Genomic DNA, 21,496 nt, shown 5'->3' with positions numbered 1-21,496 from the left:
TCGCCAGCCGATGAAGCGCCGCCAGCCGGGTCGCGCCCGTATCGGTAGCCGTCACGGCTGGCCCTCGGGCTCGATCATCGTGCCGATCCCCGCGTCGGTGAACAGCTCGAGCAGCAGCACGTGCGGCACCCGGCCGTCCAGCAGGTGCGCGGAGCGGGCCCCGCCCGCGAGCGCGTCGAGGCAGGCGCGGATCTTGGGGAGCATCCCGCCCCCCAGGGCGCCGGCGTCGACCAGCGCCTCGAGCTCGGGCACGGTGATGTGAGCGATGAGCGAAGACGGGTCGTCGAGGTCTCGCAACAGGCCTGCCACGTCGGTCAGGTACACCACCTTCTCGGCCCCCAGCGCTCCCGCGATCGCGCCGGCGGCGGTGTCGGCGTTGATGTTGTAGGCCTGACCGGTCGGGTCGGTGCCGATGGTGCTCACCACCGGGATGAGATCCTCCGCCAGGAGGCGCTCCACGATGTGCGGGTTCACCGACACCACGTCACCTACGAAGCCGAGCTCCGGGTCGCGAGCACCGGCGACGATCAGGCCCGCGTCGGCTCCCGAGAGCCCCACGGCGAGGGGCCCGTGCACGTTGATGCTGGCCACGATGTCGCTGTTGATCTTGCCGAGCAACACCATGCGGGCGATGTCGAGCGTCTCGGCATCGGTCACCCGGAGGCCCTCGCGGAACTCCGGCTCCTTGCCCAGCCGGGCCATCAGCTCGCCGATCTGCGGTCCACCGCCGTGCACCACGACCACCTGGATGCCCACCGCCTGGAGCAGCACGATGTCGTCCGCGAAGGTCTGGGCCAGTCGCGGTTCGACCATGGCGTTCCCACCGAGCTTCACCACCAGCGTCGATGCCCGGAACCGGCGGATGTAGGGCAACGCTTCGATCAGCACCTCGGCCGTGAGCGCGGGATCGGCAGCGGTCACGAGGTCCCCATGTTCTCGTCGACGTACGCGTGGGTGAGGTCGTTCGTGAGCAGGCTGGCCCGCCCGGCACCGAGCCCCAGGTCGGCGGTGATGTACAGGTGTCGCCCGGCCATATGCTCGCCCAGCGCGTCGCGGTCGTGCTCCACGGCGACCCCTCCGTGACAGACCGTCACCTCGCCGTAGGTGATGCTCAGCAGCCTCGGGTCGAAGGCGATGCCCGCGGAGCCGAGATCGCTGGCGACACGCCCCCAATAGGGGTCGGCGCCGTACCACGAGCACTTGGTGAGCTGGCTACGGGCGATCTGCCGCGCACCCCGGAGCGCGTCCTCGTCGGAATGCGCGCCGGTGACCGTGAGATGGACGACCTTCGTGGCTCCTTCCGCATCGCCCGCCATCTGGCCCGCGAGATCACGGCAGGCTTCGGCCACCGCGGCCGCCAGCGCGCCGCTTTCCACCGGTCCGGCTCGACCGCTCGCCAGCAGCAGCACGGTGTCGTTGGTCGATTGGCAACCGTCCACGTCGAGCAGGTTGAACGAGCCAGCCACGGCCTCGGCCAGGATCTGCTTCAGCACCGCCGGCTCCGCGGCGGCGTCGGTGGTCAGCACGGCCAGCATCGTCGCCATGTTCGGGGCCAGCATCGCCGCCCCTTTCGCCATCGCGCCCACCACGAACCCCTCGCCGCGGACCACGGTCTCCTTGCGATGCGTGTCGGTGGTGCGGATCGCCTCGGCCGCGTCGGCCGCCCCGCGCACGTCGCGGGCCGCGACCAGGGCGGGGATCGCCGCCGCGATGCGGTCGATGGGCAGCGGGATGCCGATCAGACCGGTCGAGCAGACGAGCACGTGATGGCGGTCGCAACCGAGCTCCGCGGCGGTGAGGTCGCACATGAGCTCCGCGTCGCGGCAGCCGGGCTCACCCGTCGCCGCGTTGGCGTTACCGCTGTTGAGGATCACCGCCGCGGCCCGGCCCCCACTGGCCTGCAGGTGCGACCGGCTGACCGTCACCGGCGCCGCGGTCATGAGGTTGCTGGTGAACACGCCGGCCGCGGGCACCGGCACCCCGTCCGCCGTGGCCACGAGCGAGAGGTCGGGTGTGCCCGCCTGCTTCACACCGGCATGGATCCCGGCGGCGACGAACCCCGCCGGCGCGGTGACGCTCACGGGTACACCCCGATCGCCGAGAGGCCGGTCTCCTCCGGTTGCCCGGTGAGGAGGTTGGCGCACTGGATCGCCTGCCCGGAGGCCCCCTTCACCAGGTTGTCGATCGCGCACAGGGCGACCACCCAGCCGGTCCGCTCATCGAAGCGGACCGTGAGGTGCGCGCTGTTGGAGCCGAGCGCGGCCTTGGTGGAGGGCGAGCGGTCACTCACCACCAGGAAGGGCTCACCCGCATAGCGCTCCCGGTAGAGATCGAGCAAGAAGCCGGTGGAGACCTCCGCCCGCGGCCGCGCGTAGCAGGTGGCGAGGATGCCGCGGTTCATCGGCGCCAGATGGGGGGTGAACAGCACCGACACCTCCTCTCCGTCGGGGGCCACACTCGCCAGGACCTGTTCCATCTCGGGCGTGTGCCGGTGCGAGAGCAACCCGTACGCGGTGAAGTCCTCGTCCACCGTGCAGAACGCCGTCGAGGGCTTCGGGGTCCGCCCCGCGCCGGACACCCCACTGGCGGCGTCGACGATCAGCCCCGAGGGCTCGACCAACCCCTCCTCCACCAGCGGGGCCAGCGCGAGGGAGGCCGCGGTCGGGTAGCAACCGGGAACGGCCACCCGGGCGGCGCCGGCCAGGTCCTTGCGGAACAGCTCCGGGAGGCCGTAGACGAAGCGCACGAGCAGCTCGGGCGCGGTGTGCGGCGCCCCGTACCACGAGGGGTAGAGCGAGGGGTCGCGGAGCCGGAAGTCGGCGGAGAGGTCGATGACCCATCGCACCGAGGCCGGCAGCCGGCCGACGAGCTCCTGCGAGGCGCCGTGCGGGAGAGCGAGGAAGGCCAGCTCGACACTGCTCAGGAGGCTCATGTCCTCGAGCGACCGGAACGACAGGTGCGGGTAGGCGGCCGCCAGGCTCGGGTAGAGGTCGGCCACTGCGGTCCCGGCCTGGGTGTCGCCGGTGGCGACCACCACCTCGAAACCTGGGTGCGCCCCCAGCAACCGGAGCAGCTCCGCCCCGGTGAAGCCCGAGGCCCCAACCACGCCGACCGAGATCATCCAGTCATCATACGTCTTTACGTATGAATATGCAACTCAGCCCCGGAGTCGCGCCGGGAACGCCGCTTCGACCGCCGCCACCACGGCGGCGCGCAGCTCTGCCACCTCGTCGTCGGTCAGTGTGCGGTCCGCGGCCTGCAACCGCAAGCGGTACGCGAGGCTGCGGCGCCCTTCGGGCAGCGGAGGGCCCCGGAACACGTCGAACAGCCGCAGTGACGAGAGCAGCTCCCCGGCGCTCGATCGGATGAGCGACTCGACCTCCGCGGCAGGCACCCCCTCGTCGACTTCGAACGCCAGGTCGAGATCGCTCGAGGGATACCGGCTGACGGGCCGGTAGCGGCGCTCGCCGTGCGGTAGCCCCAGGAGGTGGTCCAGATCCAGCTCCAGCCACGCCACTCGCTCAGGGATACCGAACCCCGCCAGGACCGCGGGGTCGATCTCCCCCACTGCCCCGACCAGCTCACCGGCCACCACCACCTGGGCGGACCTGGTGGGGTGCAGCCCCGCGACGGGCACCTGCTCCAGACGGGCATCGGCGACGGCGAGCGCACCCGCGAGTACCCGCCAGGCGCCGACGGCCTCGAACGCGTCGGACCCAGCCAGCGCGACCGCCAGGTGCTCCGGCTCATCGGGGAGCTCCTGCCCGTCGACCATCCGGAAGACCTTGCCCACCTCGAAGAGGCGTACGCCGAGGTTGCGGTGGGATGCGTTGTACCCGAGCGCCTTGAGCAGACCCGGGCGCAGCGAGGTCCGCAGCACGCTCTCCTCGGCCGCCAGGGGGTTGGCGATCGTGATGCCCGGTAGGGGGCTGCCGGTGCGCTCCAGATCGCCCGGGTCCAGGAAGGGCATGGGCATCGCCTCGTCGACCCCCAAACCGACCATGACCTCTCGCACCAGCCGGCGCTCCCGCTGCCTCTCCGTGAGGCCGCCCGTGCGGACAGCCGTGGGCTGCGTGCGGGGGATCTGACCGTACCCGAGGTGGCGGGCGACCTCCTCGATGACGTCGGTCTCGGTGGCGGTGTCCGGCCGGAACGATGGCACCGTCACCGCCAGGGCCTCCTCCCCGCCGCTGCTCGCAGCCGGTTCGCAACGGAACCCGATCGGCTCGAGGTAGCCCTCGATCTGCGCCGTGCTCAACGACGTCCCCAGCAGGCCGTTCACCCGGCTGGTGCGGACCCGCACCGTCGGAGGCACCGGCAGGTCGCCCCGCTCGTCGATCACCCCCGGTGCCAGCTCGCCGCCCCCGGTGACCAGCAACTCCGCGAAGCGCCGGGCGGCGAGGTCGATCACCTCCGGGTCGGTGCCCCGCTCGAATCGGGCCGACGCCTCGGAGCGCAGCCCCAGCCGCTTGGAGGTGCGGGCGATGGCCATGGGCTGCCACCACGCCATCTCCAGAAGCACGTCGGTGGTGGACCGGTCGATCTCGGTCGACAGACCCCCCATCACCCCGGCGATGGCGACCGCGGTGCCCTCCCCGTCGGCCACCACCCCATCGCTCGAACGAAGCGAGCGCTCCACACCGTCGAGGGTGACGATGCGCTCGCCATCCTTCGCCCACCGGACCCGCAGCCCCCCGCCGCGGATCTTGGACAGGTCGAAGGTGTGGTTCGGCTGGCCGAGCTCGAGCATCACGTAGTTCGACACGTCCACCACGTGGTTGATGGGCCTCATGCCCAGCGCCAGCAGGCGGGTGCGCAACCACGCAGGGGACGAGCCCACGCTGACGCCCCGCAGGAGCCGAGCGACGAAGCGTCCGCAGAGATCGGTGTCGAGGATCTCCACGGAGAAGGACTCCAGGGGTGTGCCCTTCTCCTCCACCGCGGGATCCGGCAGGGAGAACGGCACGCGCAGCCTGGCCGCCAGGTCACGGGCCACGCCGGCCACCGACATCGCGTCCGGCCGGTTCGGATTGATCTCGAGGTCGTAGAGGACGTCGTTCTCGATGCCGAGCGCCGTGCGCAGATCGGTACCGGCCTCGAGCGTCGGATCGAGGATCAGGATGCCGCTGTGATCGGTCCCCAGGCCGAGCTCGGCTCCGGAGCAGAGCATGCCGTTCGACCATTCGCCCCGCAGCTTCCGGCGCTCGATGCGCAGACCGTTGGGCATGACCGTACCCAACGTCGCCAGCGGGACCTTGTCGCCCACCGACATGTTGAAGGCGCCGCAGCAGATCTGCAGCGGCTGACCGTCGCCCGCATCGACCTCGACCAGCTGGATCCTGTCCGCGTCCGGGTGGGGCCGGAGCGCGAGGACCGTCGCCACCACGATGCCGTCGAGGCCCTCGCCGAGCCGTCCGATGGACTCCACGGCCATGCCGAGGTCGCTCATCTGCTCCCCGAGCATCACCGGATCGCCCTCGAAGGGCGCGAACTCCCGCAACCACGACAGCAGGACCTTCACGTCAGAACTGCTCCAGGAACCGGACGTCGTTGATCATCAGCTCTCGGATGTCGTCGACGCCGTGTCGCATCAACGCCAGCCGATCGATGCCGAACCCGAACGCGAAGCCCGTCCATTCCTCAGGGTCGAGATCCACGGCGCGGAAGACGTTGGGGTGGACCATGCCGCAGCCGCCGAGCTCCAACCACCCCGTCTGACCACAGGTGCGGCAGCCCTGGCCCTCGCAGATGATGCAGTTGATGTCGTACTCGGCGGAGGGCTCCGTGAACGGGAAGTAGGAGGGGCGCAGCCGCGAGTGGATCGCGCCACCGAAGTACGCGGTGGTGAAGGCCTCGAGCGTGCCCGCCAGGTCACCGAAGGTCACCTCGCGGTCGACGACCAGGCCTTCGATCTGATGGAACACGGGTAGGTGGCTGGCATCCGCCGTGTCGCGCCGGTAGACGCGTCCGGGCGCGACAACGGCGATCGGGGGTGACGCAGCCTGCATGACCCGGATCTGCACCGGCGAGGTGTGGGTGCGCAGCAGCACCGTCTCCGGCTCACCGAGGTCGACGTAGAGCGTGTCCCACATGCCCCGGGCCGGGTGGGCCGCGGGGATGTTGAGGGCCTCGAAGTTGTAGAAGTCGGTCTCGACCTCGGGCCCCTCGGCGACGGTGAACCCCATCCCCACGAACACGTCCTCGAGCCGGTCACGGGTCTGGGTCACCAGGTGGTGATGGCCCCGGCGAGCCGGGTCACGGCTCTCGGTGAGATCGAGGCGCTCCTGCTCCAGGCGCTCCGCCCGGGCGAGCGCGTCGAGCTCGGATCGACGGTCGGCGAGCGCGGCCTCCAACGCGCGGCGGGCCTCGTTGAGCGTCTGGCCGGCCACCCGGCGCTGGTCGGGGCCGAGCGCTCCCAGCGCCTTCTTCACGGTCGTGAGTCGGGCCTTCTTGCCCAGCACCTCGATCTCCACCGACCGCAGTTCGTCCAGCGTTCGGGCAGCGGTGATGCGAGCCACGCCATCTCGCGTGGTGTCCTCGATCTCGCTGATCAGGTCCCGGTCGCTCACGCCGTTCACCCTGCCGTCACGGGCTCGGCCCATCCAAATCCGTCGATCGCCGCAGGCTAGGTCAACGGGGTGGAGGTGCGAGCTGGAAATCGGGCCGAGTCGTAGCCCCAGGCGCTGCGCCGCCTCGCCCACTCGAAGCACAGCAGCGAGCCCGCCACCGCGACGTTCAGGCTCTCGACCTGTCCTGCCATCGGGATGCTCACCACCACGTCCGCGGGCCCGAGCAGGCCCGGCGGCAGACCCTGGGCCTCACCGCCCAGCACCAAGGCCACATCGTCGGGCCACGGGTAGCGGTCGAAGGGCCGGTCGCCTGACTGGGTGGCGCCGACGATCGTGAGACCCGCATCCCGCAGCACGGCGACGGCGGTGGCGGGATCGGGCGAGGTGGCGACCGGTACCCGGAACAGCGACCCTGCGGAGGAGCGGATGGTCTTCGGCGAGAGCGGGTCGACCGAGGCTCCGCCGAACACCACCCCGCTTGCACCGACCGCCTCCGCGGTGCGCACGAGGGTGCCCGCGTTGCCGGGATCGGCGACACCCGCCAGCACGAGCACCATCCCTCCACGAGCCTGCCCCACGAGCTCGTCGAGAGACATCGGCCGACCGGCCACGACGGCCATGGCCGGCTGTGGGGTGACCGCATCGGCGATCCGGCCGAGCACGCCCGGAGCCAGGTGTCGCACCGGCACTCCACGCTCCTCGGCGCGCATCACCACCTCGGCGAGCACACCGCCTCCCGGGGCTCCCGCGTCGAGGTAGACCTCGACCACCTCGACACCGCTGGCAAGGGCCTCGAGAACCAGCGTCGGCCCCTCGACGACGTACTGCCCGTGCTCCGAACGCGACCTGCGGCGCCCGAACAGGCGCCGCAGGTGCTGGACCGCCGGGTTCCGAGCCGACAGCGGGCTCGGTGCGGAGGGCACGGAGGGAGCCTCCCCGGCGCTCAGGCGCCGGCCGTCGCCTTCGAGGCCTTCTCGACCAGCGCCGCGAAGGCGGACGGATCCGAGACCGCCAGCTCAGCCAGGACCTTGCGATCCACGTCGACCCGAGCAGCCTTCAGACCGTTGATGAACTGGCTGTAGGTCGTGCCGTTCAGGCGGCAGGCCGCGTTGATCCGCTGGATCCACAAGCGGCGGAACTCGCCCTTGCGGGCCCGGCGATCGCGGTAGGCGTACTGCAGGGAGTGCATCACCTGCTCGTTGGCGGCTCGGTACGAACGGCTCTTGTTGCCGTAGTAGCCCTTGGCGCGCTCGAGCGTGGAGCGGCGATGTTTCTTGCTCGACACGGCTCGCTTCACTCTCGCCATCTGAGGCTCCTTTCGGGGGAAGGACGACGGGTCAGGGGCACGCGCCGCGGCGGGGCGCGGCGGCGGGGAGGATCGGCTCAGCCGCCGAGCTGCCGGCGAACGTGGCTCAGGTCACCAGGAGCCACCTCGGTGTGGCCGTGCAATCGCCGCTTCCGGCGGGGGCTCTTCTTCTCGAGGATGTGGTTCAGGTTCGCCTTCCGGCGCACGATCTTGCCGGTGCCCGTTCGCTTGAAGCGCTTGGCGGCACCACGGTGGGTCTTCATCTTCGGCATGGCTGTTCTCCGGTCGATGCTGGCGCACGAACGACTGACGGGGCGTTCACCCCCTCGCTCGGCGATGTCGGTCGGCGATGTCGGTCGGCGTCGGGCTCGGATCAGGTCGACGGCTCGCCTTCGGTGCCCGCGGGCTCGACCGCGGGCACCGCTGCGGAACCACCGTTGTCGGCCGGATCAGCCGGGACCGCTGCCCGCTTGCGTTCGGCCGCGGCCTGCGCCCGCTTGTCCGGGGCGAGCACCATGGTCATGTTGCGGCCGTCGAGCTTCGGGTAGACCTCCACCCGAGCCAGGTGAGCCACATGCTCGGCCACGTCGTCCAGGATCCGCTTGCCCAGCTCGGGGTGCTGCATCTCCCGCCCGCGGAACATGATGGTGACCTTCACCTTGTGACCCTCGGCGAGGAACCGCTCGATCTGCCGGGTCTTGGTCTCGAAGTCCGCGTGGCCGATCTTCGGCCGGTACTTCATCTCCTTGACCACGACGTTGGTGCTCTTGCGGCGTGACTCCTTGGCCCGCTGAGCCGCCTCGTACTTGTACTTGCCGTAGTCCATGATCCGGCAGACGGGCGGGGTCGCCTTGTCGGCCACCTCCACCAGGTCCAATCCGAGATCGCGGGCCATGGCCAGTGCCTCCGGCAGGGGCTTGATCCCCACCTGGCTCCCGTCGGGTGCGACGAGGCGCACCTCCCGGGCTCGGATGCGGTCGTTGATCCTGGGCTCGCTGCTGGCGGTCGCTATCGCCGTTCACTCCTCGTCAATGCGCGTCGTCTCCTTGCGCTCGGTCAATGGGTACGCCCGAAAATGACGAACGGGCGCCGGGAAGCCGACGCCCGAACCCGGGTGAGGCGCCGACGCCTCACCCATCGTGGGAATCGACCCGGCGCACTCGGCGAGCCGGTGGCCGGGTGGGGACACCTCGGTGAGGCACCCCGCTTTCCTTCGGTTGCAGCGCCCTAGAGTACCAGGGAGGTCTGGCGACGGCGACCTCCGGCAGGCGTCGTCGGGCCAACCGCACGCACCCACCCACCCGACCGTCGATCGGAGCTTCGATGAGCCTGTGGACCCCCGGTGGAGAAGTACCCGTGAACCGCGGCCGCGACGAGCAGCGCCGGCGGCCGCCCCAGGAGGGTCGCGGGGAGGGTGTCGCCGGGGTGGTGGGAGGGCCCGACCTCGACCACCTCAGCCCGGAGGAGCGGGCGAGGGCCGAGGAGATGATCGCCCAGATGGCCGAGGCACAGCGCCAGATCGTGGCCGCGCCGGCCGCGCAGGTCGTGGCCAACCACATCGCTGGTCTCTACGAGCTCGCGATGCTCCACCTCGGCCAGGAGCGACCGAAGTTCGAGGAGGCACAGCTGGCGATCGATGCCATGGCGGGTGTCCTCGACGCGGTCGGTGACCGGCTGGGCGAGAACGGCCCGGCGCTACGCCAGGCGCTCACCCAGGCCCAGATGGTCTTCGTGCAGGTCCGTCAGGAGGCCCCCGGCGGGACGCCGGCCTGACGCCGGACACGGCCACTGGTCCCGCCGGCCTGTCCGGCGTCATCCTCGCAGGTCCCGCCGCTCGAACGCCGCCACCGCCGCCCCCAGGAACAGCGCAGCCGAACCCACCAGCACCAGCACCCTCCACCAGGGCAGGCCGTTGGCCAGCGGGTTCTCCCCGGTGGCGAAGTAGAAGGGCGAGATCCACTTGAACGGCTCGAGCCACGACACCACCGGGGCCAGCGAGCCGAGCAGGTACGTGGCCGCAGCCGCGCCGGCGCCGACCCCGATGGCCAGCGCCCGTGACCCGGTCGCGGCCCCGGCGGCGAGCGCCAGCAAACCGAACAGCACCCCGAGCAGGACCTGCCCCAGGCCCGAGGCCGCCACCTCGGCCAGCGGCAGCGCGACGCCGAACGCCCGACCTACGCCGAAGGTGACCAGGTAGATGACCGCGGCCAGGACCACCACCTCGGCCACCAGCACCAGCGCCTTCTGCAGCACCACGCTGGCCCGGGTGACCGGGTAGGAGAGCACCAGGTCGAGCGTGCCCCGCTCCTCCTCCCCGGCGAGGGTGCCCGCCGCGAACCCGATGGCCAGGATGGTGAGCAGCAACGGCGCGACCAGGGCGAAGAGCTGGCTGTTCAGGTAGTCCGCGGCCGAAGCCAGGTCGAAGGTCGTCTCGCCCCCTGCGAAGAGCGCCAGCAACTCCGGCGGGTAGTCCTGGAGGATCCGGTTGATGTCCTGTTGCCCCTTCATCGACGGGAACGCCGCCACGATCGCCAGGCAGTAGAGCACCGAACCGAGCACCCACCAGAACCGGGCTCGGCGCCGGTCCCGGAAGGCCCGATGGGCCACGTCGAGTCGCGGCCCGGCCATCAGCGCTCCTCCCCCGGCTCCTGCCGGTAGTAGGCGAGGAAGATCTCCTCCAGATCGGCAGGCTGGCTCAGGAGGTCGACGACGGGGTGGCGGGCCGCCTCCTTGACGATCGCGTCCAGCCTCCCGTGCACGGAGAGCTTCACCACCGGTCCGTGCGCGGTCGCGTCCACCACCCCATCGAGCCGGCAGAAGGCGCCCGGGTCCACGGGCCGAGCGAAGGTGATCTCCACGTGCCGGACGGCGCGCCGGCGGAGCGTCTCCACCGACTCGACCGCGACCAGCCGGCCGTCGCGAACGATGCCCACCCGGTCGGCCACCCGTTGGACCTCGTCGAGGTCGTGGGAGGAGAGGAAGACCGTCCTGCCCGAGGCCGCGATCTCCTGCACCAGCCGGAGGAACTCGTCCTGGACCAGCGGGTCCAGCCCGGAGGTCGGCTCGTCGAACATCAGCAGGTCCGGTTCGTGCATCAGAGCCTGCACCAGCCCGATCTTCTGGCGGTTCCCTTTGGACAGATCACGGATGGGCCGGTCCAGCTCGACCCCGAAGCGCTCGGTGAGGGCACCGAGCGCACCAGGGTCGATGCCCCCTCGCAACCTGGCGAGCCACGCCAGGTGCTCCCGGCCCGTCAACCGCTCGTAGAGCGCCAGCTCGCCGGTCAGGTACCCGACCCGCCGCTTGATCGCCACCGAGTCTCGGCGGCTGTCCATCCCCAGCAGCGTGGCCCTACCGCTGGTCGGGCGCTGGAGATCGAGCAGGGTGCGGATGGTCGTGGTCTTCCCCGCTCCGTTCGGCCCGAGGAAGCCGAACACCTCCCCTCGCTCCACCCGCAGATCGATCGCCTCGATGCCCCGCACCCGGCCGTAGGCCTTCGTGAGCTGGAAGGTCTGGATCGCCGGCGCACCGGCAGCGGCGGTCTCGGACACCTCCGTCACCGCACCGGTGAGGCGGGTCCGCCCCCCACGGGTTCGACCCTGGTCGCTTCCCATTCGCCTCGGTGGCCGGCGACGACATCGAAGCAGACCGCGGCGCCGACCTCGATCGTTCGGCTGCCATCCGCGATGGCGGTGCAGTGGAAGAAGTGCTCACCGCCGGACTCGGCCCGGACCGTGCCCACACCGCGCTGCTCGTCGAAGGCGACGACCCGGCCGCGAGGCATGTCAGTGCACGATCTTCGAGATCGGGAGCTCGATGATGTCGGTGGCGCCAGCGTCGCGCAGCGCAGGGATCAACACGTTGATGGTGGCTTTGGGCACGACCGTCTCCACCGCGTAGCCCGCGCCCGCGTAGAGCTCGTTGACCGTCGGCGACTTCATGGCCGGGAGCAGGTCGATGACCCGGTCGAGCTGCTCCGCTCTCACGTTGAGCTTCACCAGCACCTTGCCCCTCGCCTCGAGCACCCCTTCGAGCAGGGTCTGCAGCTGCCGCATGGCGTGCTGCTTGTCGGGATCCTCGAAGGAGGCCGGGTTCGCGATCAGCTCCGTGTAGGACAGCAGGATGGTGTCGATGATCTTCAGCCCGGCCGCCCGCAGTGCACGACCGGTCTCGGTGATGTCGACGATGCAGTCGACGATGTCGGGCACCTTGGCCTCCGTGGCGCCGTAGGAGAGCCGGATATCGGCGTCGATGCCCTTCTCTTCGAAGAACCGCCGGGTGAGCTGCGGGTACTCGGTCGAGACCCGCACCCCCTGGGGCAGGTCGGCTACGTGCTCGTAGGGTGAGTCGGCCGGGACCGCCACCACGATCCGGACCGGGTTGTCCGTGGCCTTCGAGTAGTGCAGCTCACCGAGCGAGACCACCTCGCTGGCCGTCTCCTCCACCCAGTCACGACCGGTGATACCGAGGTCGAAGAGGCCCTCCGCCACGTAGCGCGGGATCTCCTGGGGCCGCAGGATGCGCACCTCGTCGATGCGCGGATCGACGATGTCGGCCCGGTAGGTGACGACCGAATCACGCCGGACACGCAGATCGGCCGCCTCGAACAGCTCGAGCGTGGCCTTCTCGAGCGAGCCCTTGGGCAGGACGAGCTTCAGCATGGCGCAACGGTACCGTCCCAGCATCAGCGGCTCGGCACGCATTCCCTAAGCTGGGCCGGATGCAGCACATCGAACGGCATCGCAGCCATCGCGCCGGCTGGCTGCGGGCGGCGGTGCTCGGCGCCAACGACGGCATCGTGTCGACCGCGAGCCTCGTGCTGGGGGTGGCGGCGGCCGACACGGAGCGGGCGCTCGTGCTCACGGCGGGCATGGCGGGCCTGGTCGCCGGCGCGCTCTCCATGGCCGTCGGCGAGTACGTGTCGGTCAGCTCGCAGCGCGACATGGAACGGGCGGACATCGCCAAGGAGATGCAGGAGCTGGCCACCACACCCGAGCGTGAGCTCGCGGAGCTCGTGGCCATCTATCGCCACAAAGGCCTCTCGCCGGGGCTCGCCCAGCAGGTGGCCGAGGAGCTCTCGAAAGGCGACGTGCTCGAGGTGCACCTGCGCGAGGAGCTGGGCATCACCGAGGAGACCCGGGCCCGCCCGCTGCAGGCGGCCACGGTGTCGGCCGGATCCTTCGCCGCCGGCGCCGCGCTCCCGGTGCTCGCCATCGCGGCCACGTCCGCGCCGACCCGGCTGGTCTTCACCCTCATCACCGCCCTGGTCGCGCTCGGCCTACTCGGTGCGCTCGGCGCGCGCATGGGCGGGGCGCCGCCGGGCCGGGCCACCGTCCGGGTGCTCGCCGGCGGAGCCGGCGCCATGGCCCTCACGATGCTGATCGGCCGGTCCTTCGGTGCCGCGGTGAGCTGAGCGCGCCCTCAGCCCTTGCGGAGCCGGCGCAGCAGGTCGACCATCTCGATCGCCGTCTTCGCGGCTTCCTCGCCCTTGTTGTCGTGCTCCCCGGACCGCTCGAGCGCCTGCTCGAGGTTCTCGGTGGTCAACACCCCGAACACGATCGGCACACCGGTCTCCAGCTGCGCCTGCTGGATGCCATACGCGCACGGTCCGGCCACGTAGTCGAAGTGAGCGGTGTCGCCACGGATCACCGCACCAAGGGCGATCACCGCGTCGTACTCGCCCGACACCGCCATCGTCTTCGCCGCGATCGGGATCTCGAACGCGCCCGGCACCCAGGCGACGGTGACATCCTGCTCGGAGACCCCGTGGACCGCGAGGCCGTTGCTGGCACCATCGAGCAGGCGAGTCGTGATGAGGTCGTTGAACCGCCCACACACCAACCCGATGCGCATCCCTCGGCCGTCGACGGCTCCCTCCACCGAGCTCCCGGCTCGGAAGTTAGAGGACATCGTCGAGCCCCTCGAGGAGGTGCCCCATGCGCTCCCGTTTGGTGCGCAGGTAGGCGATGTTCTCCGGGTTGGGTGCCGACTGCAGCGGGACCCGCTCGACGATCTCCAAGCCGAACCCCTCGATGCCCCCGTACTTGGCGGGGTTGTTGGTCATGTAGCGCATGGTGGTGATGCCGAGATCCACCAGGATCTGGGCGCCGATACCGTACTCGCGGCTGTCCACCGGCAGGCCCAGCTCGATGTTGGCGTCGACCGTGTCGCGCCCCTGGTCCTGCAAGCTGTAGGCGCGGATCTTGTGCCCGATGCCGATGCCCCGGCCTTCGTGGCCCCGGAGGTAGACCAGCACCCCGAGCCCCTCTTCTGCGATCTTGCGCATGGCCTGGTCGAGCTGGATGCCGCAGTCGCAGCGCAGCGAGCCGAACACGTCGCCGGTCAGGCACTCGCTGTGCACCCGGACCAGGACGTTGTCCTGACCCTGCACCGCACCTTTCACCAGGGCGACGTGCTGCTCCCCGTCGAGCACCGACTCGTACACGTAGCAGGTGAACTCGCCCCACTCGGTGGGGATGCGGGCCTCGGCGACGCGCTTGACCAGCTTCTCGTTCTGGCGCCGGTAACGGATCAACTCGGCGATCGAGATCATGAGCAGGCCGTGCTCCCGGCAGAACTCGACCAGGTCCGGCACCCGGGCCATGGTGCCGTCGTCGTTGACGATCTCACAGAGGACACCGGCGGGGTACAGGCCGGCCATCCGGGCCAGATCGACCGCCGCCTCCGTGTGGCCTGCTCGCTTGAGCGTCCCGCCTTCCGCGTACCGGAGGGGGAAGATGTGGCCCGGTCGGGCGAGGTCGCCGGGTCGGGTGGCGGGATCGATGAGGGCCTTGATGGTGGCGGCACGATCCGCGGCGGAGATGCCCGTCGAGGTCCCGTGCCGGTAGTCGACGCTGTAGGTGAACGCGGTGCGCTGCGCCTCCGTGTTCGAGTGATCGCGGACCATCAGCGGGATGTCCAGCTCGTCGAGGCGCTCGCCGGTCAGCGGTACGCAGATCACCCCCGAGGTGTGCCGCACGAAGAACGCGATCTTCTCCGGGGTGGCGAACTCGGCCGCCATGATCAGGTCGCCCTCGTTCTCCCGATCCTCGTCGTCGACCACGACGACGATCTCCCCCCGCGAGATGGCTGCCACCGCTTCGGGGATGGTGGCGAAGGCCTCGGTGTGCCCCGATCGGGATGTCACGGGAGGCCCTCCCCGGCCCTCAGCGGGCCCGTCGACCGGGTCGTGGATCATCGGCCCTCCTTCTCTGTGACCTCGTCGCTAGCCGTGACCTCGCCAGCGACCGCCGTCGCCCGAGCGGCGTCGAGCTGGGCGGCGAGGAGCCGTTCCGTGTACTTCGCGATCACGTCGACCTCCAGGTTGACCCGAGCCCCCGGGCCCTTGCGCCCCAGTGTGGTGACCGCCGCGGTGTGCGGGATGACCGCCACGGTGAACCCGTCGTCGAGCACCTGCACCACCGTGAGGCTCACGCCGTCCACGGTCACGGAGCCCTTCTCGACCACGTAGCGGAGCAGGTGGGCGGGCATCCGCACCCGGAGATCGGGCGCCGGCTCCACCACCTCGCCGACCGCATCGACGTGTCCTTGGACCAGGTGGCCGCCCAGGCGGTCCTGGAGGCGCACGGGACGTTCAAGGTTGACCGGATCGCCCTCCCGCAGCTCGCCGAGGTTGGTGCGCCGGTCGGTCTCCTCGCTGACCTCGGCCCGCCACCAGCCGTCGCCGATCTCGACCACGGTGAGGCAGCATCCGTTGACCGCGATGGAGTCACCGAGACCGGCCCCGGCGAGCACCTCCCGGGCCCGGATCCGCAGATCCGCACCGTTCCGGGCGATCACGGTGCCGAGCTCCTCGACGATGCCGGTGAACATTCAGCACCCTCCCACCTGGCCGATGGTCCCCTCCGCCGAGCCACGGCGGGGCTCGAGGTCGATCCGCAGGTCGTCGCCGAGCCGGCAGAGGTTCACGATGTCTCCCCGCCACAGGTACTCGATGCTCGCGGCAGCCGGACCACTGAACAGCCCTGGGGCGTCGTCGCCGCCCATGAGCGCGGGCGCCAGGTAGAAGACGTACCGGTCGACGAGACCAGCCGTGTGGAACTGATGGGCGACCTGCGCCCCGCCCTCGACGAGCAGCTGCAGCACGCCGCGGGCCCCCAGCTCGGCCAGGACCGCGTCGAGGTCGCCGCCGAGCTCCAGCGCGGGGTGCACCTTCGCCCCCGCCGGTGCCCGGCCGAGCACGACCCGCAGGGGCTCGACCCCGTCGGCCTCCCCGGCGGGCAGACGCACGGTGAGCGACGGGTCGTCCGCCCGGACTGTGCCTGCGCCCACCAGCACCGCGTCGCTGTCCGCCCGGAGGCGATGGGCATCCTCCCGAGCCGTCGGCCCCGTGATCCACTGGCTGGAGCCATCCGGTGCCGCTGTGCGGCCGTCGATCGTCGCCGCCAGCTTCAGGATCACGAACGGCCTCCCGGTGCGCCGATGGTGCAGGTACGGGCGGAGCTGCTCGCGGACAAAGGCCTCGCCGACGCCGACCTGCACCTCGATGCCGGCATCGGCCAGCCGGGCCAGGCCCCGGCCGGACACGTGCGGGTCGGGATCCTCGATGGCGACGACGACCCGGCTGATCCCCGCCGCGATCACCGCGTCCGCGCACGGGGGAGTGCGGCCGTGGTGCGAGCATGGCTCGAGGGTGCAGAACAGCGTGGCCCCCTTCGCCGCGCTCCCGGCGGCCCGCAGGGCCACGATCTCGGCGTGGGGTCCTTCTCGGCCGTCGGTCGCCCCGACGATGCCCGGCCCGTCGGGGTCATCCGCAGGGACCACCACCGCGCCGACCCAGGGACGGGGAGCGACCCGGCGCCGGACACCGGCAGCCGCATCGAAGGCTTGGCGCATGCGCTCCTCGTCGGTCACACCCAACCTTGCAGACTCCGTGTCGATACGGCTCCTGGCCCGGGCGCGCGCGACGAGCGCCGCGCCCTCGCTCCCATCCGGACTCTCACCGTCGGCCCCGGGATTCCACCGGGTCGGCCCGGCTGCTTGGACAACCGGGTTCGCGGGCTCTCACCGCCGGTCGGGACTTTCACCCGACCCCGCGAGGGGCATGCGCCACTGTAGGCCAGGTGCTGGTCGCGGACAACAACGATCGGCGCGGCAATCGACCAGGGCGCGGACTCAGTGGCCAGCACGCTGCCCGGCCAGCAGGCGGAGGGCGTGCGGGAGCACGTCCAGGAGCGCCTCCAGGCACTCGAGCGCCCCAGCCGCTGACCCGGGCAGGTTGAGGATCAGCGCCCGGCCGCGGGTGCCCGCTCGGCCGCGGGAGAGCCGGCCGAGCGGGTTGGCAGCGCGCATGGCCTCGGCCAGGCCCGGTGCCTCCCGCTCGAGCACCACCAGCGTGCCCTCCGGCGTGAGATCCCGGGGCCCGAAGCCGGTTCCACCGCTGGTGACGATGAGCCCGGCGAAGCCCTCCGCCAGCTCGACCAGGGCCTCCGCCACCTCCTCACGGCCGTCCGGGACCACCCGATGCTCGAGCACCTGGTAGCCCGCGGCACGGAGGCGCTCCACGAGCGCTGGGCCCGACCGATCTTCACGGGAGCCGGCGACCACGCCGTCGCTGACCGTGAGCACCTTGGCCTCCAAGGTGTTGCGGTGATTCTCGCCCTCGCTCGCTGACTGGCCCATGGCGCCAGAGCATGTCAGAGGGGCACCCGCACGCGGAGCAGGAACATGCCATCGGTGCCCGCGGCCTGTGGGAGGACCATCGACCCGCGACCATGCGGGACCCACGGGCCTCCCGGGGGTGGCAGCGCCGCGAGCCGGGGATGGGCCGTGCGGAGATGCTCGTCGACGCCGATGGTCTCGGCCCGGGTGAGGGTGCACACGCTGTAGACCAGCAGACCGCCGGGTCGCAGCAGCGGCACCGCGGCGTCGACGAGCTGCCGCTGGAGGGCCGCCAGCTCCTGGACCTGCTCCGGCCGGATCCGCCATCGGGCGTCGGGCCGTCGGCGTAGCGTCCCCAACCCGCTGCAGGGAGCATCGATCAGGATGCGGTCGAACGGCGAGCCGGCGAAGGGAGGGCGACGGCCGTCGGCGACGGCCACCAGGGCGTGGCGGTCCAGACGCAGATCCGTCGCGTTCCGGGCCACCAGCGCAGCCCGACCGAACCTCGAGTCCACCGCCACCACGAACGCGCCGGTCCGGGCCATCGCCGTGGCCTTGCCACCGGGTGCGGCCGCGACGTCGAGCACCCGCTCACCCGGCGCGGCTTCCACCGCCTCGGCCACCCACTGTGAAGCGAGGTCCTGCACGTAGCCGTCGGCCCGCCTGGTCACGGTGGCCGCTTGGTTCATCGCAGCCAGCGCGGCGTCGGCCCGCTCGGGACGGAGGTCGGCCCGGAGCCGCTCGACGATCCAGTCCGGGTAGCTGAGGCGGGTCGCGTCGTCCGGCCAGGAGACCGGCGTGCCCGCCACTCGACGCAACACCGCGTTGAGCAGGCCCCGGAGCTTGCGCGGCGCAGCCCCCACGGTCGCGGCCACGGCCGCGTGAGGGGGTGTGCCGAGGAACACGAGCTGGTAGGCACCGAGCCGGAGCCAGGCGCGCGCGTCGGGATCCGGATCCCGAGCCAGGAAGCGGTCCACCAGCCAGTCACAGGCCCGCCGCATCCGGGTGACTCCGTACACCAGCTCGGTGACGAAGCGGCGGTCGCGCCCGTCGAGGTCACTCCGCTCGAGCAGCGACGGGAGGAGGAGGTTCGCATAGGCGCCGCCCTCCTCGATGCGGCGGAGCGCCTCGACTGCCAGCCTCCGAGCCGCCACGCCCGGGGAGGCCCCCGTTCTCCCGACCATCAAGTCTCGTCGCCGAGGCGTTCACCCGGCCGGGGGCGGGCACCGTTGCGCCAGCTGCGGGCGTCGATCCGGGCCCGGCCCTCCGGCTGCACCTCCACCAGCTCGAGCAGGCCCCGGCCGGTCACCACCGCGCTCCCCACCAGCTCGCCCGGCCGGAGCCCGGCTCCCCCCGGGTTCCCTCCCGGCAGACCGGCCGAGGCGTCGAGCAGGCGGGTGCGCCAGACCTTCAGCCGCTTCCCCCGGAAGGAGGTGTACGCCCCGCCGACCCGCACGATGCGATGCAGCTCGGCAGCGGAGCGGGTCCAGTCCAGACGCAGCTCTTCCGGCCGGAGCTTCTCCGCGTAGGTGGGCTCCCCCACCTGCGGCACCGGCTCGCCCAGGCCCGTCACCAAGGAGTCGAGCAGCATCGCGACGCCTGCGGCCACCAGCCGATCCTGCAGCTCGGCCGCGGTGTCGTCAGGACCGATGGGCACCTCCGTGCGGGTGTACACCCCGCCGGTGTCGAGCCCCTCCTCCACCCGCATGAGGCACACCCCGGTGACCTCGTCGCCGGCCAGGATCGCCCGCTCGACCGGCGCGGCACCGCGCCATCGGGGCAAGAGCGAGAAGTGCAGGTTCACCATCGGCAGGCGTTCGAGCAGGCTGGTGGGGATCAGCCGCCCGTAGGCCACCACCACGCCGAGGTCGGCGCCCACTCCCAGGGCCTCTTCGAGGCGATCAGTCACGGGGAGGCCGAGATCGAGAGCCGCGGCCTTCACCGGGCTGGGGTGGAGCCCGCCACCGCGGCCACGGCGCTTGTCAGCCCGGGACACCACCAGGGCGATCTCGTGTCCCGCGTCGTGCAGGGCTCGCAGGGGCGGTACTGCCAGGGCAGGCGTGCCGAGATAGACCAGCCGGCGCGGATGGCGGGGAGCAGGCGCAAGCACGGGCCGCACCGGCCCTCAGGGAAGGGTCAGCCCACCGGCTACTGGCCCGCGCGCGCCTGACGGCTGCGGTTCGCGCAATCGCAGCTCGCGGATCGCTCGCTTGGCCTCCTTGCGCTGGTCGGCATCGAGGTGCTCGGTCATCAGCACCCCGTCGAGGTGGTCGAGTTCGTGCTGGAACAGCCGCGCCTGGAGCTCATCGGCTTCGATGTGGACCTCGTTGCCATGCAGATCGAGACCGACGAGCAGGATCTCCTTCGGGCGGACGATGTCGAAGTAGAGGCCGGGGATCGACAGGCAGCCCTCCTGGAAGACCCACTCCCCGCTCGACTCCCTGATCTCCGGGTTGATCAGCACCCCCGGCTCGCCGTCGTGGTCGTAGACGAAGAGTCGCTTCTGCACGCCGACCTGAGGCGCAGCGAGACCGATGCCCGGCGCCTCGTACATGGTCTCCAGCATGTCCTCGGCCAGCCGCGCGATCTTGCCGTCGATGTCGTCGACCTCTGCCGCCCGCTGGGTGAGCACGGGGTCGCCGATGACCCGGATCGGATACGTCACGTCCCCAGGCTACCGCCGGACCGCTACCGTCGACGCGGTGCAGGGCACACCCCGTGGCCACTACTTCGACCCCCGACCAGCTGCTCGCCACCAGCGGCGCACGGTGTCGTTGATCCTGCCGGACGGGAGCGTCGAGCTGGTGACGGACCGGGGTCTGTTCTCCCCGGACCGGATCGATCCGGGCACCAGCTTCCTGCTCTCCGACGGGCCACCCATTCCTGTCCGGACGACCGACCTGCTCGACCTCGGCTGCGGCTACGGACCCATCGCGACGACCCTCGCCCGGCGAGCCCCGGGCGCGACGGTCTGGGCCGTGGACGTCAACGAGCGGGCACGCCAGCTCTGCCGGGAGAACGCGGAGCGCCTCGGACTGCCCAACGTCCGGGTCATCGAACCGGAGGAGGTGCCTGCCGATGTGTGCTTCGACGCGGTTTGGTCCAATCCCCCGATCCGGATCGGCAAGCAGGCCCTCCACGAGCTGCTGCTCGGGTGGCTGGCACGTATCCGGGCCGACGGGGAACTGGTGCTGGTGGTCCACAAGCACCTCGGTGCGGACTCGTTGCAGCGTTGGCTGGCGGAGCATGGCCATCCCACCGAGCGGCTGGGGTCGCGTGGCGGCTACCGGCTCCTGCGAACCGTCGTCGGCAGAGCTCGACCGTGAGCCGGAACCTCTCGCCCACGGAGCTCAAACGCCTCCACCGGTCGTGGCGGCACCGCACGACCGCGAGGTTGGCGCTGGTGCTCGACGGTGTGCAGAACCCGTTCAACGTCGGTGGCATCCTGCGGTCCGCCGCCGCGTACGGGGTCGACCACCTCTGGTTGGCGGGGCCGTCAGCCCAGCCCGATCACCCCAAGGTGCACAAGACCGCCCTCGGCTCCCAGCGTTACCTGCGATGGTGCTCCGCGGTCGACGGGCAGGAGGCGATCCGGGCCGCCCGCGCCGATGGCTACCACGTGGTCGGGCTCGAGCTCGCCGAGGGAGCATCACCCTTGTACACGGTCCCGCTCGAGGGCGACGTGTGCTTCGTGGTCGGCCATGAGGACCGCGGGCTCAGCCACGCCGCCTCGGAAGCCTGCGATCGTCTGGCCTACCTGCCGCTGGTTGGCAAGATCGCTTCCCTGAACGTGGGCACTGCCGCGACCATCGCCCTCTACGAGGCCCGCCGCCAGCACTGGACCGTGGCACCGTCCTGAACCCACTTCTCCTGCAACCGGCGTGTCCGGCGGGTGCCGGAACACGCACCACCACACCCAACCGGCAGCGAAAACGCGTGCCAGAGCACGCGCTCGACCTGCCAGAACGCACCACCACACCCAACCGGCAGCGAAAACGCG

25 protein-coding genes and 1 riboswitch are annotated in these 21,496 nt (G+C 71.2%); of the genes, 4 read left to right on the top strand and 21 right to left on the bottom strand.

From position 1 onward, the window contains the following. Positions 1-51: 51 nt before the first annotated feature. The 9 genes from argB to infC form a co-directional block, all read right to left on the bottom strand. Positions 52-921: an acetylglutamate kinase gene (gene argB / locus HZF19_RS06030; protein WP_208027851.1), complete on the bottom strand. Its 870-nt coding sequence runs from the start codon at positions 919-921 to the stop codon at positions 52-54. Next, on the bottom strand, positions 918-2,081 hold the full coding sequence (argJ, locus tag HZF19_RS06025; RefSeq protein ID WP_208027850.1) for a bifunctional glutamate N-acetyltransferase/amino-acid acetyltransferase ArgJ: 1,164 nt from the start codon (positions 2,079-2,081) through the stop codon (positions 918-920). Before argJ ends, argB begins: the two co-directional genes overlap by 4 nt. Further along, a complete protein-coding gene (argC, locus tag HZF19_RS06020; protein WP_208027849.1) occupies positions 2,078-3,121 on the bottom strand; it encodes an N-acetyl-gamma-glutamyl-phosphate reductase in 1,044 nt (347 codons plus the stop codon). The genes argJ and argC overlap by 4 nt, the downstream gene beginning before the upstream one ends. A gap of 36 nt (positions 3,122-3,157) precedes the next feature. After that, complete coding sequence (gene pheT / locus HZF19_RS06015; RefSeq protein WP_208027848.1) at positions 3,158-5,521, bottom strand: phenylalanine--tRNA ligase subunit beta; 2,364 nt, start codon at positions 5,519-5,521, stop codon at positions 3,158-3,160. 1 nt (position 5,522) lies between these two features. Then, positions 5,523-6,569 carry a phenylalanine--tRNA ligase subunit alpha gene (gene pheS / locus HZF19_RS06010; protein ID WP_307781151.1) on the bottom strand — a complete coding sequence of 349 codons (1,047 nt, stop codon included), beginning with the start codon at positions 6,567-6,569 and terminating at the stop codon, positions 5,523-5,525. A gap of 56 nt (positions 6,570-6,625) precedes the next feature. After that, entirely contained in the window at positions 6,626-7,492 is an 867-nt protein-coding gene (locus HZF19_RS06005; RefSeq protein ID WP_208027846.1) for a TrmH family RNA methyltransferase, read from the bottom strand. 20 nt (positions 7,493-7,512) lie between these two features. Continuing rightward, the gene (gene rplT / locus HZF19_RS06000) at positions 7,513-7,875 is read right to left on the bottom strand and encodes a 50S ribosomal protein L20 (protein WP_208027845.1); all 363 of its coding nucleotides are present in this window, start codon (positions 7,873-7,875) and stop codon (positions 7,513-7,515) included. A 77-nt stretch (positions 7,876-7,952) separates the two neighbouring features. After that, on the bottom strand, positions 7,953-8,147 hold the full coding sequence (gene rpmI, locus HZF19_RS05995) for a 50S ribosomal protein L35 (RefSeq protein ID WP_208027844.1): 195 nt from the start codon (positions 8,145-8,147) through the stop codon (positions 7,953-7,955). 101 nt (positions 8,148-8,248) lie between these two features. Then, complete coding sequence (infC, locus tag HZF19_RS05990) at positions 8,249-8,860, bottom strand: translation initiation factor IF-3 (RefSeq protein ID WP_208027868.1); 612 nt, start codon at positions 8,858-8,860, stop codon at positions 8,249-8,251. Between the two features lie 371 nt (positions 8,861-9,231). On the opposite strand from infC, the gene HZF19_RS05985 reads away from it, so the two are divergent. Beyond that, a complete protein-coding gene (locus HZF19_RS05985; protein WP_208027843.1) occupies positions 9,232-9,648 on the top strand; it encodes a hypothetical protein in 417 nt (138 codons plus the stop codon). Positions 9,649-9,687: 39 nt separating this feature from the next. Here HZF19_RS05985 and HZF19_RS05980 read toward each other — a convergent pair whose 3' ends face one another. Genes HZF19_RS05980 through hisG form a run of 4 tightly spaced genes read right to left on the bottom strand, consistent with a single transcriptional unit; the run spans position 9,688 to position 12,536 of the window. Continuing rightward, positions 9,688-10,503, bottom strand: coding sequence for a DUF2705 family protein (locus HZF19_RS05980; protein WP_208027842.1), 816 nt, complete (start codon positions 10,501-10,503; stop codon positions 9,688-9,690). After that, the gene (locus tag HZF19_RS05975; RefSeq protein WP_208027841.1) at positions 10,503-11,426 is read right to left on the bottom strand and encodes an ABC transporter ATP-binding protein; all 924 of its coding nucleotides are present in this window, start codon (positions 11,424-11,426) and stop codon (positions 10,503-10,505) included. The genes HZF19_RS05980 and HZF19_RS05975 overlap by 1 nt, the downstream gene beginning before the upstream one ends. 5 nt (positions 11,427-11,431) lie before the next feature. Then, positions 11,432-11,659: a cold shock domain-containing protein gene (locus HZF19_RS05970; protein WP_208027840.1), complete on the bottom strand. Its 228-nt coding sequence runs from the start codon at positions 11,657-11,659 to the stop codon at positions 11,432-11,434. Position 11,660: 1 nt separating this feature from the next. Further along, complete coding sequence (gene hisG, locus HZF19_RS05965) at positions 11,661-12,536, bottom strand: ATP phosphoribosyltransferase (RefSeq protein WP_208027839.1); 876 nt, start codon at positions 12,534-12,536, stop codon at positions 11,661-11,663. Between the two features lie 59 nt (positions 12,537-12,595). Between hisG and HZF19_RS05960 the strand changes: the two genes are divergently transcribed. After that, positions 12,596-13,288, top strand: coding sequence for a VIT1/CCC1 transporter family protein (locus HZF19_RS05960; protein WP_208027838.1), 693 nt, complete (start codon positions 12,596-12,598; stop codon positions 13,286-13,288). Between the two features lie 8 nt (positions 13,289-13,296). Here HZF19_RS05960 and ribH read toward each other — a convergent pair whose 3' ends face one another. The 8 genes from ribH to def all read right to left on the bottom strand — a co-directional run bounded on the left by ribH (position 13,297) and on the right by def (position 20,161). Further along, positions 13,297-13,785, bottom strand: a complete 489-nt coding sequence (gene ribH / locus HZF19_RS05955; RefSeq protein WP_208027837.1) for a 6,7-dimethyl-8-ribityllumazine synthase — start codon at positions 13,783-13,785, stop codon at positions 13,297-13,299. Beyond that, complete coding sequence (locus HZF19_RS05950; RefSeq protein ID WP_208027836.1) at positions 13,775-15,073, bottom strand: bifunctional 3,4-dihydroxy-2-butanone-4-phosphate synthase/GTP cyclohydrolase II; 1,299 nt, start codon at positions 15,071-15,073, stop codon at positions 13,775-13,777. The genes ribH and HZF19_RS05950 overlap by 11 nt, the downstream gene beginning before the upstream one ends. Next, positions 15,070-15,708 carry a riboflavin synthase gene (locus HZF19_RS05945; RefSeq protein WP_208027835.1) on the bottom strand — a complete coding sequence of 213 codons (639 nt, stop codon included), beginning with the start codon at positions 15,706-15,708 and terminating at the stop codon, positions 15,070-15,072. Before HZF19_RS05945 ends, HZF19_RS05950 begins: the two co-directional genes overlap by 4 nt. Beyond that, entirely contained in the window at positions 15,709-16,749 is a 1,041-nt protein-coding gene (ribD, locus tag HZF19_RS05940; protein ID WP_307781150.1) for a bifunctional diaminohydroxyphosphoribosylaminopyrimidine deaminase/5-amino-6-(5-phosphoribosylamino)uracil reductase RibD, read from the bottom strand. 61 nt (positions 16,750-16,810) lie between these two features. Then, a riboswitch (FMN riboswitch) is annotated at positions 16,811-16,940 on the bottom strand. Positions 16,941-17,010: 70 nt separating this feature from the next. Further along, on the bottom strand, positions 17,011-17,517 hold the full coding sequence (locus HZF19_RS05935; protein ID WP_208027834.1) for a MogA/MoaB family molybdenum cofactor biosynthesis protein: 507 nt from the start codon (positions 17,515-17,517) through the stop codon (positions 17,011-17,013). A gap of 14 nt (positions 17,518-17,531) precedes the next feature. Beyond that, positions 17,532-18,680, bottom strand: a complete 1,149-nt coding sequence (locus HZF19_RS05930; protein ID WP_208027833.1) for a transcription antitermination factor NusB — start codon at positions 18,678-18,680, stop codon at positions 17,532-17,534. Beyond that, the gene (locus HZF19_RS05925; RefSeq protein ID WP_208027832.1) at positions 18,680-19,615 is read right to left on the bottom strand and encodes a methionyl-tRNA formyltransferase; all 936 of its coding nucleotides are present in this window, start codon (positions 19,613-19,615) and stop codon (positions 18,680-18,682) included. Before HZF19_RS05925 ends, HZF19_RS05930 begins: the two co-directional genes overlap by 1 nt. A 6-nt stretch (positions 19,616-19,621) precedes the next feature. After that, positions 19,622-20,161 (bottom strand): peptide deformylase, encoded by a 540-nt coding sequence (gene def, locus HZF19_RS05920; protein WP_208027831.1) that lies wholly within the window; start codon positions 20,159-20,161, stop codon positions 19,622-19,624. Between the two features lie 37 nt (positions 20,162-20,198). On the opposite strand from def, the gene HZF19_RS05915 reads away from it, so the two are divergent. Together HZF19_RS05915 and HZF19_RS05910 are read left to right on the top strand one after the other, a co-directional pair. Next, on the top strand, positions 20,199-20,822 hold the full coding sequence (locus HZF19_RS05915) for a class I SAM-dependent methyltransferase (RefSeq protein ID WP_208027830.1): 624 nt from the start codon (positions 20,199-20,201) through the stop codon (positions 20,820-20,822). Then, the gene (locus HZF19_RS05910) at positions 20,819-21,355 is read left to right on the top strand and encodes a TrmH family RNA methyltransferase (RefSeq protein WP_208027829.1); all 537 of its coding nucleotides are present in this window, start codon (positions 20,819-20,821) and stop codon (positions 21,353-21,355) included. The genes HZF19_RS05915 and HZF19_RS05910 overlap by 4 nt, the downstream gene beginning before the upstream one ends. Positions 21,356-21,496 lie beyond the last annotated feature (141 nt).

Origin of the sequence: Rhabdothermincola sediminis, from assembly GCF_014805525.1 — a bacterium.
GTDB lineage: Bacteria > Actinomycetota > Acidimicrobiia > Acidimicrobiales > Acidimicrobilacustridaceae > Rhabdothermincola > Rhabdothermincola sediminis.
Note: the sequence above shows the minus strand (reverse complement) of the source record. Positions and strands in the feature narration are given on the sequence as shown.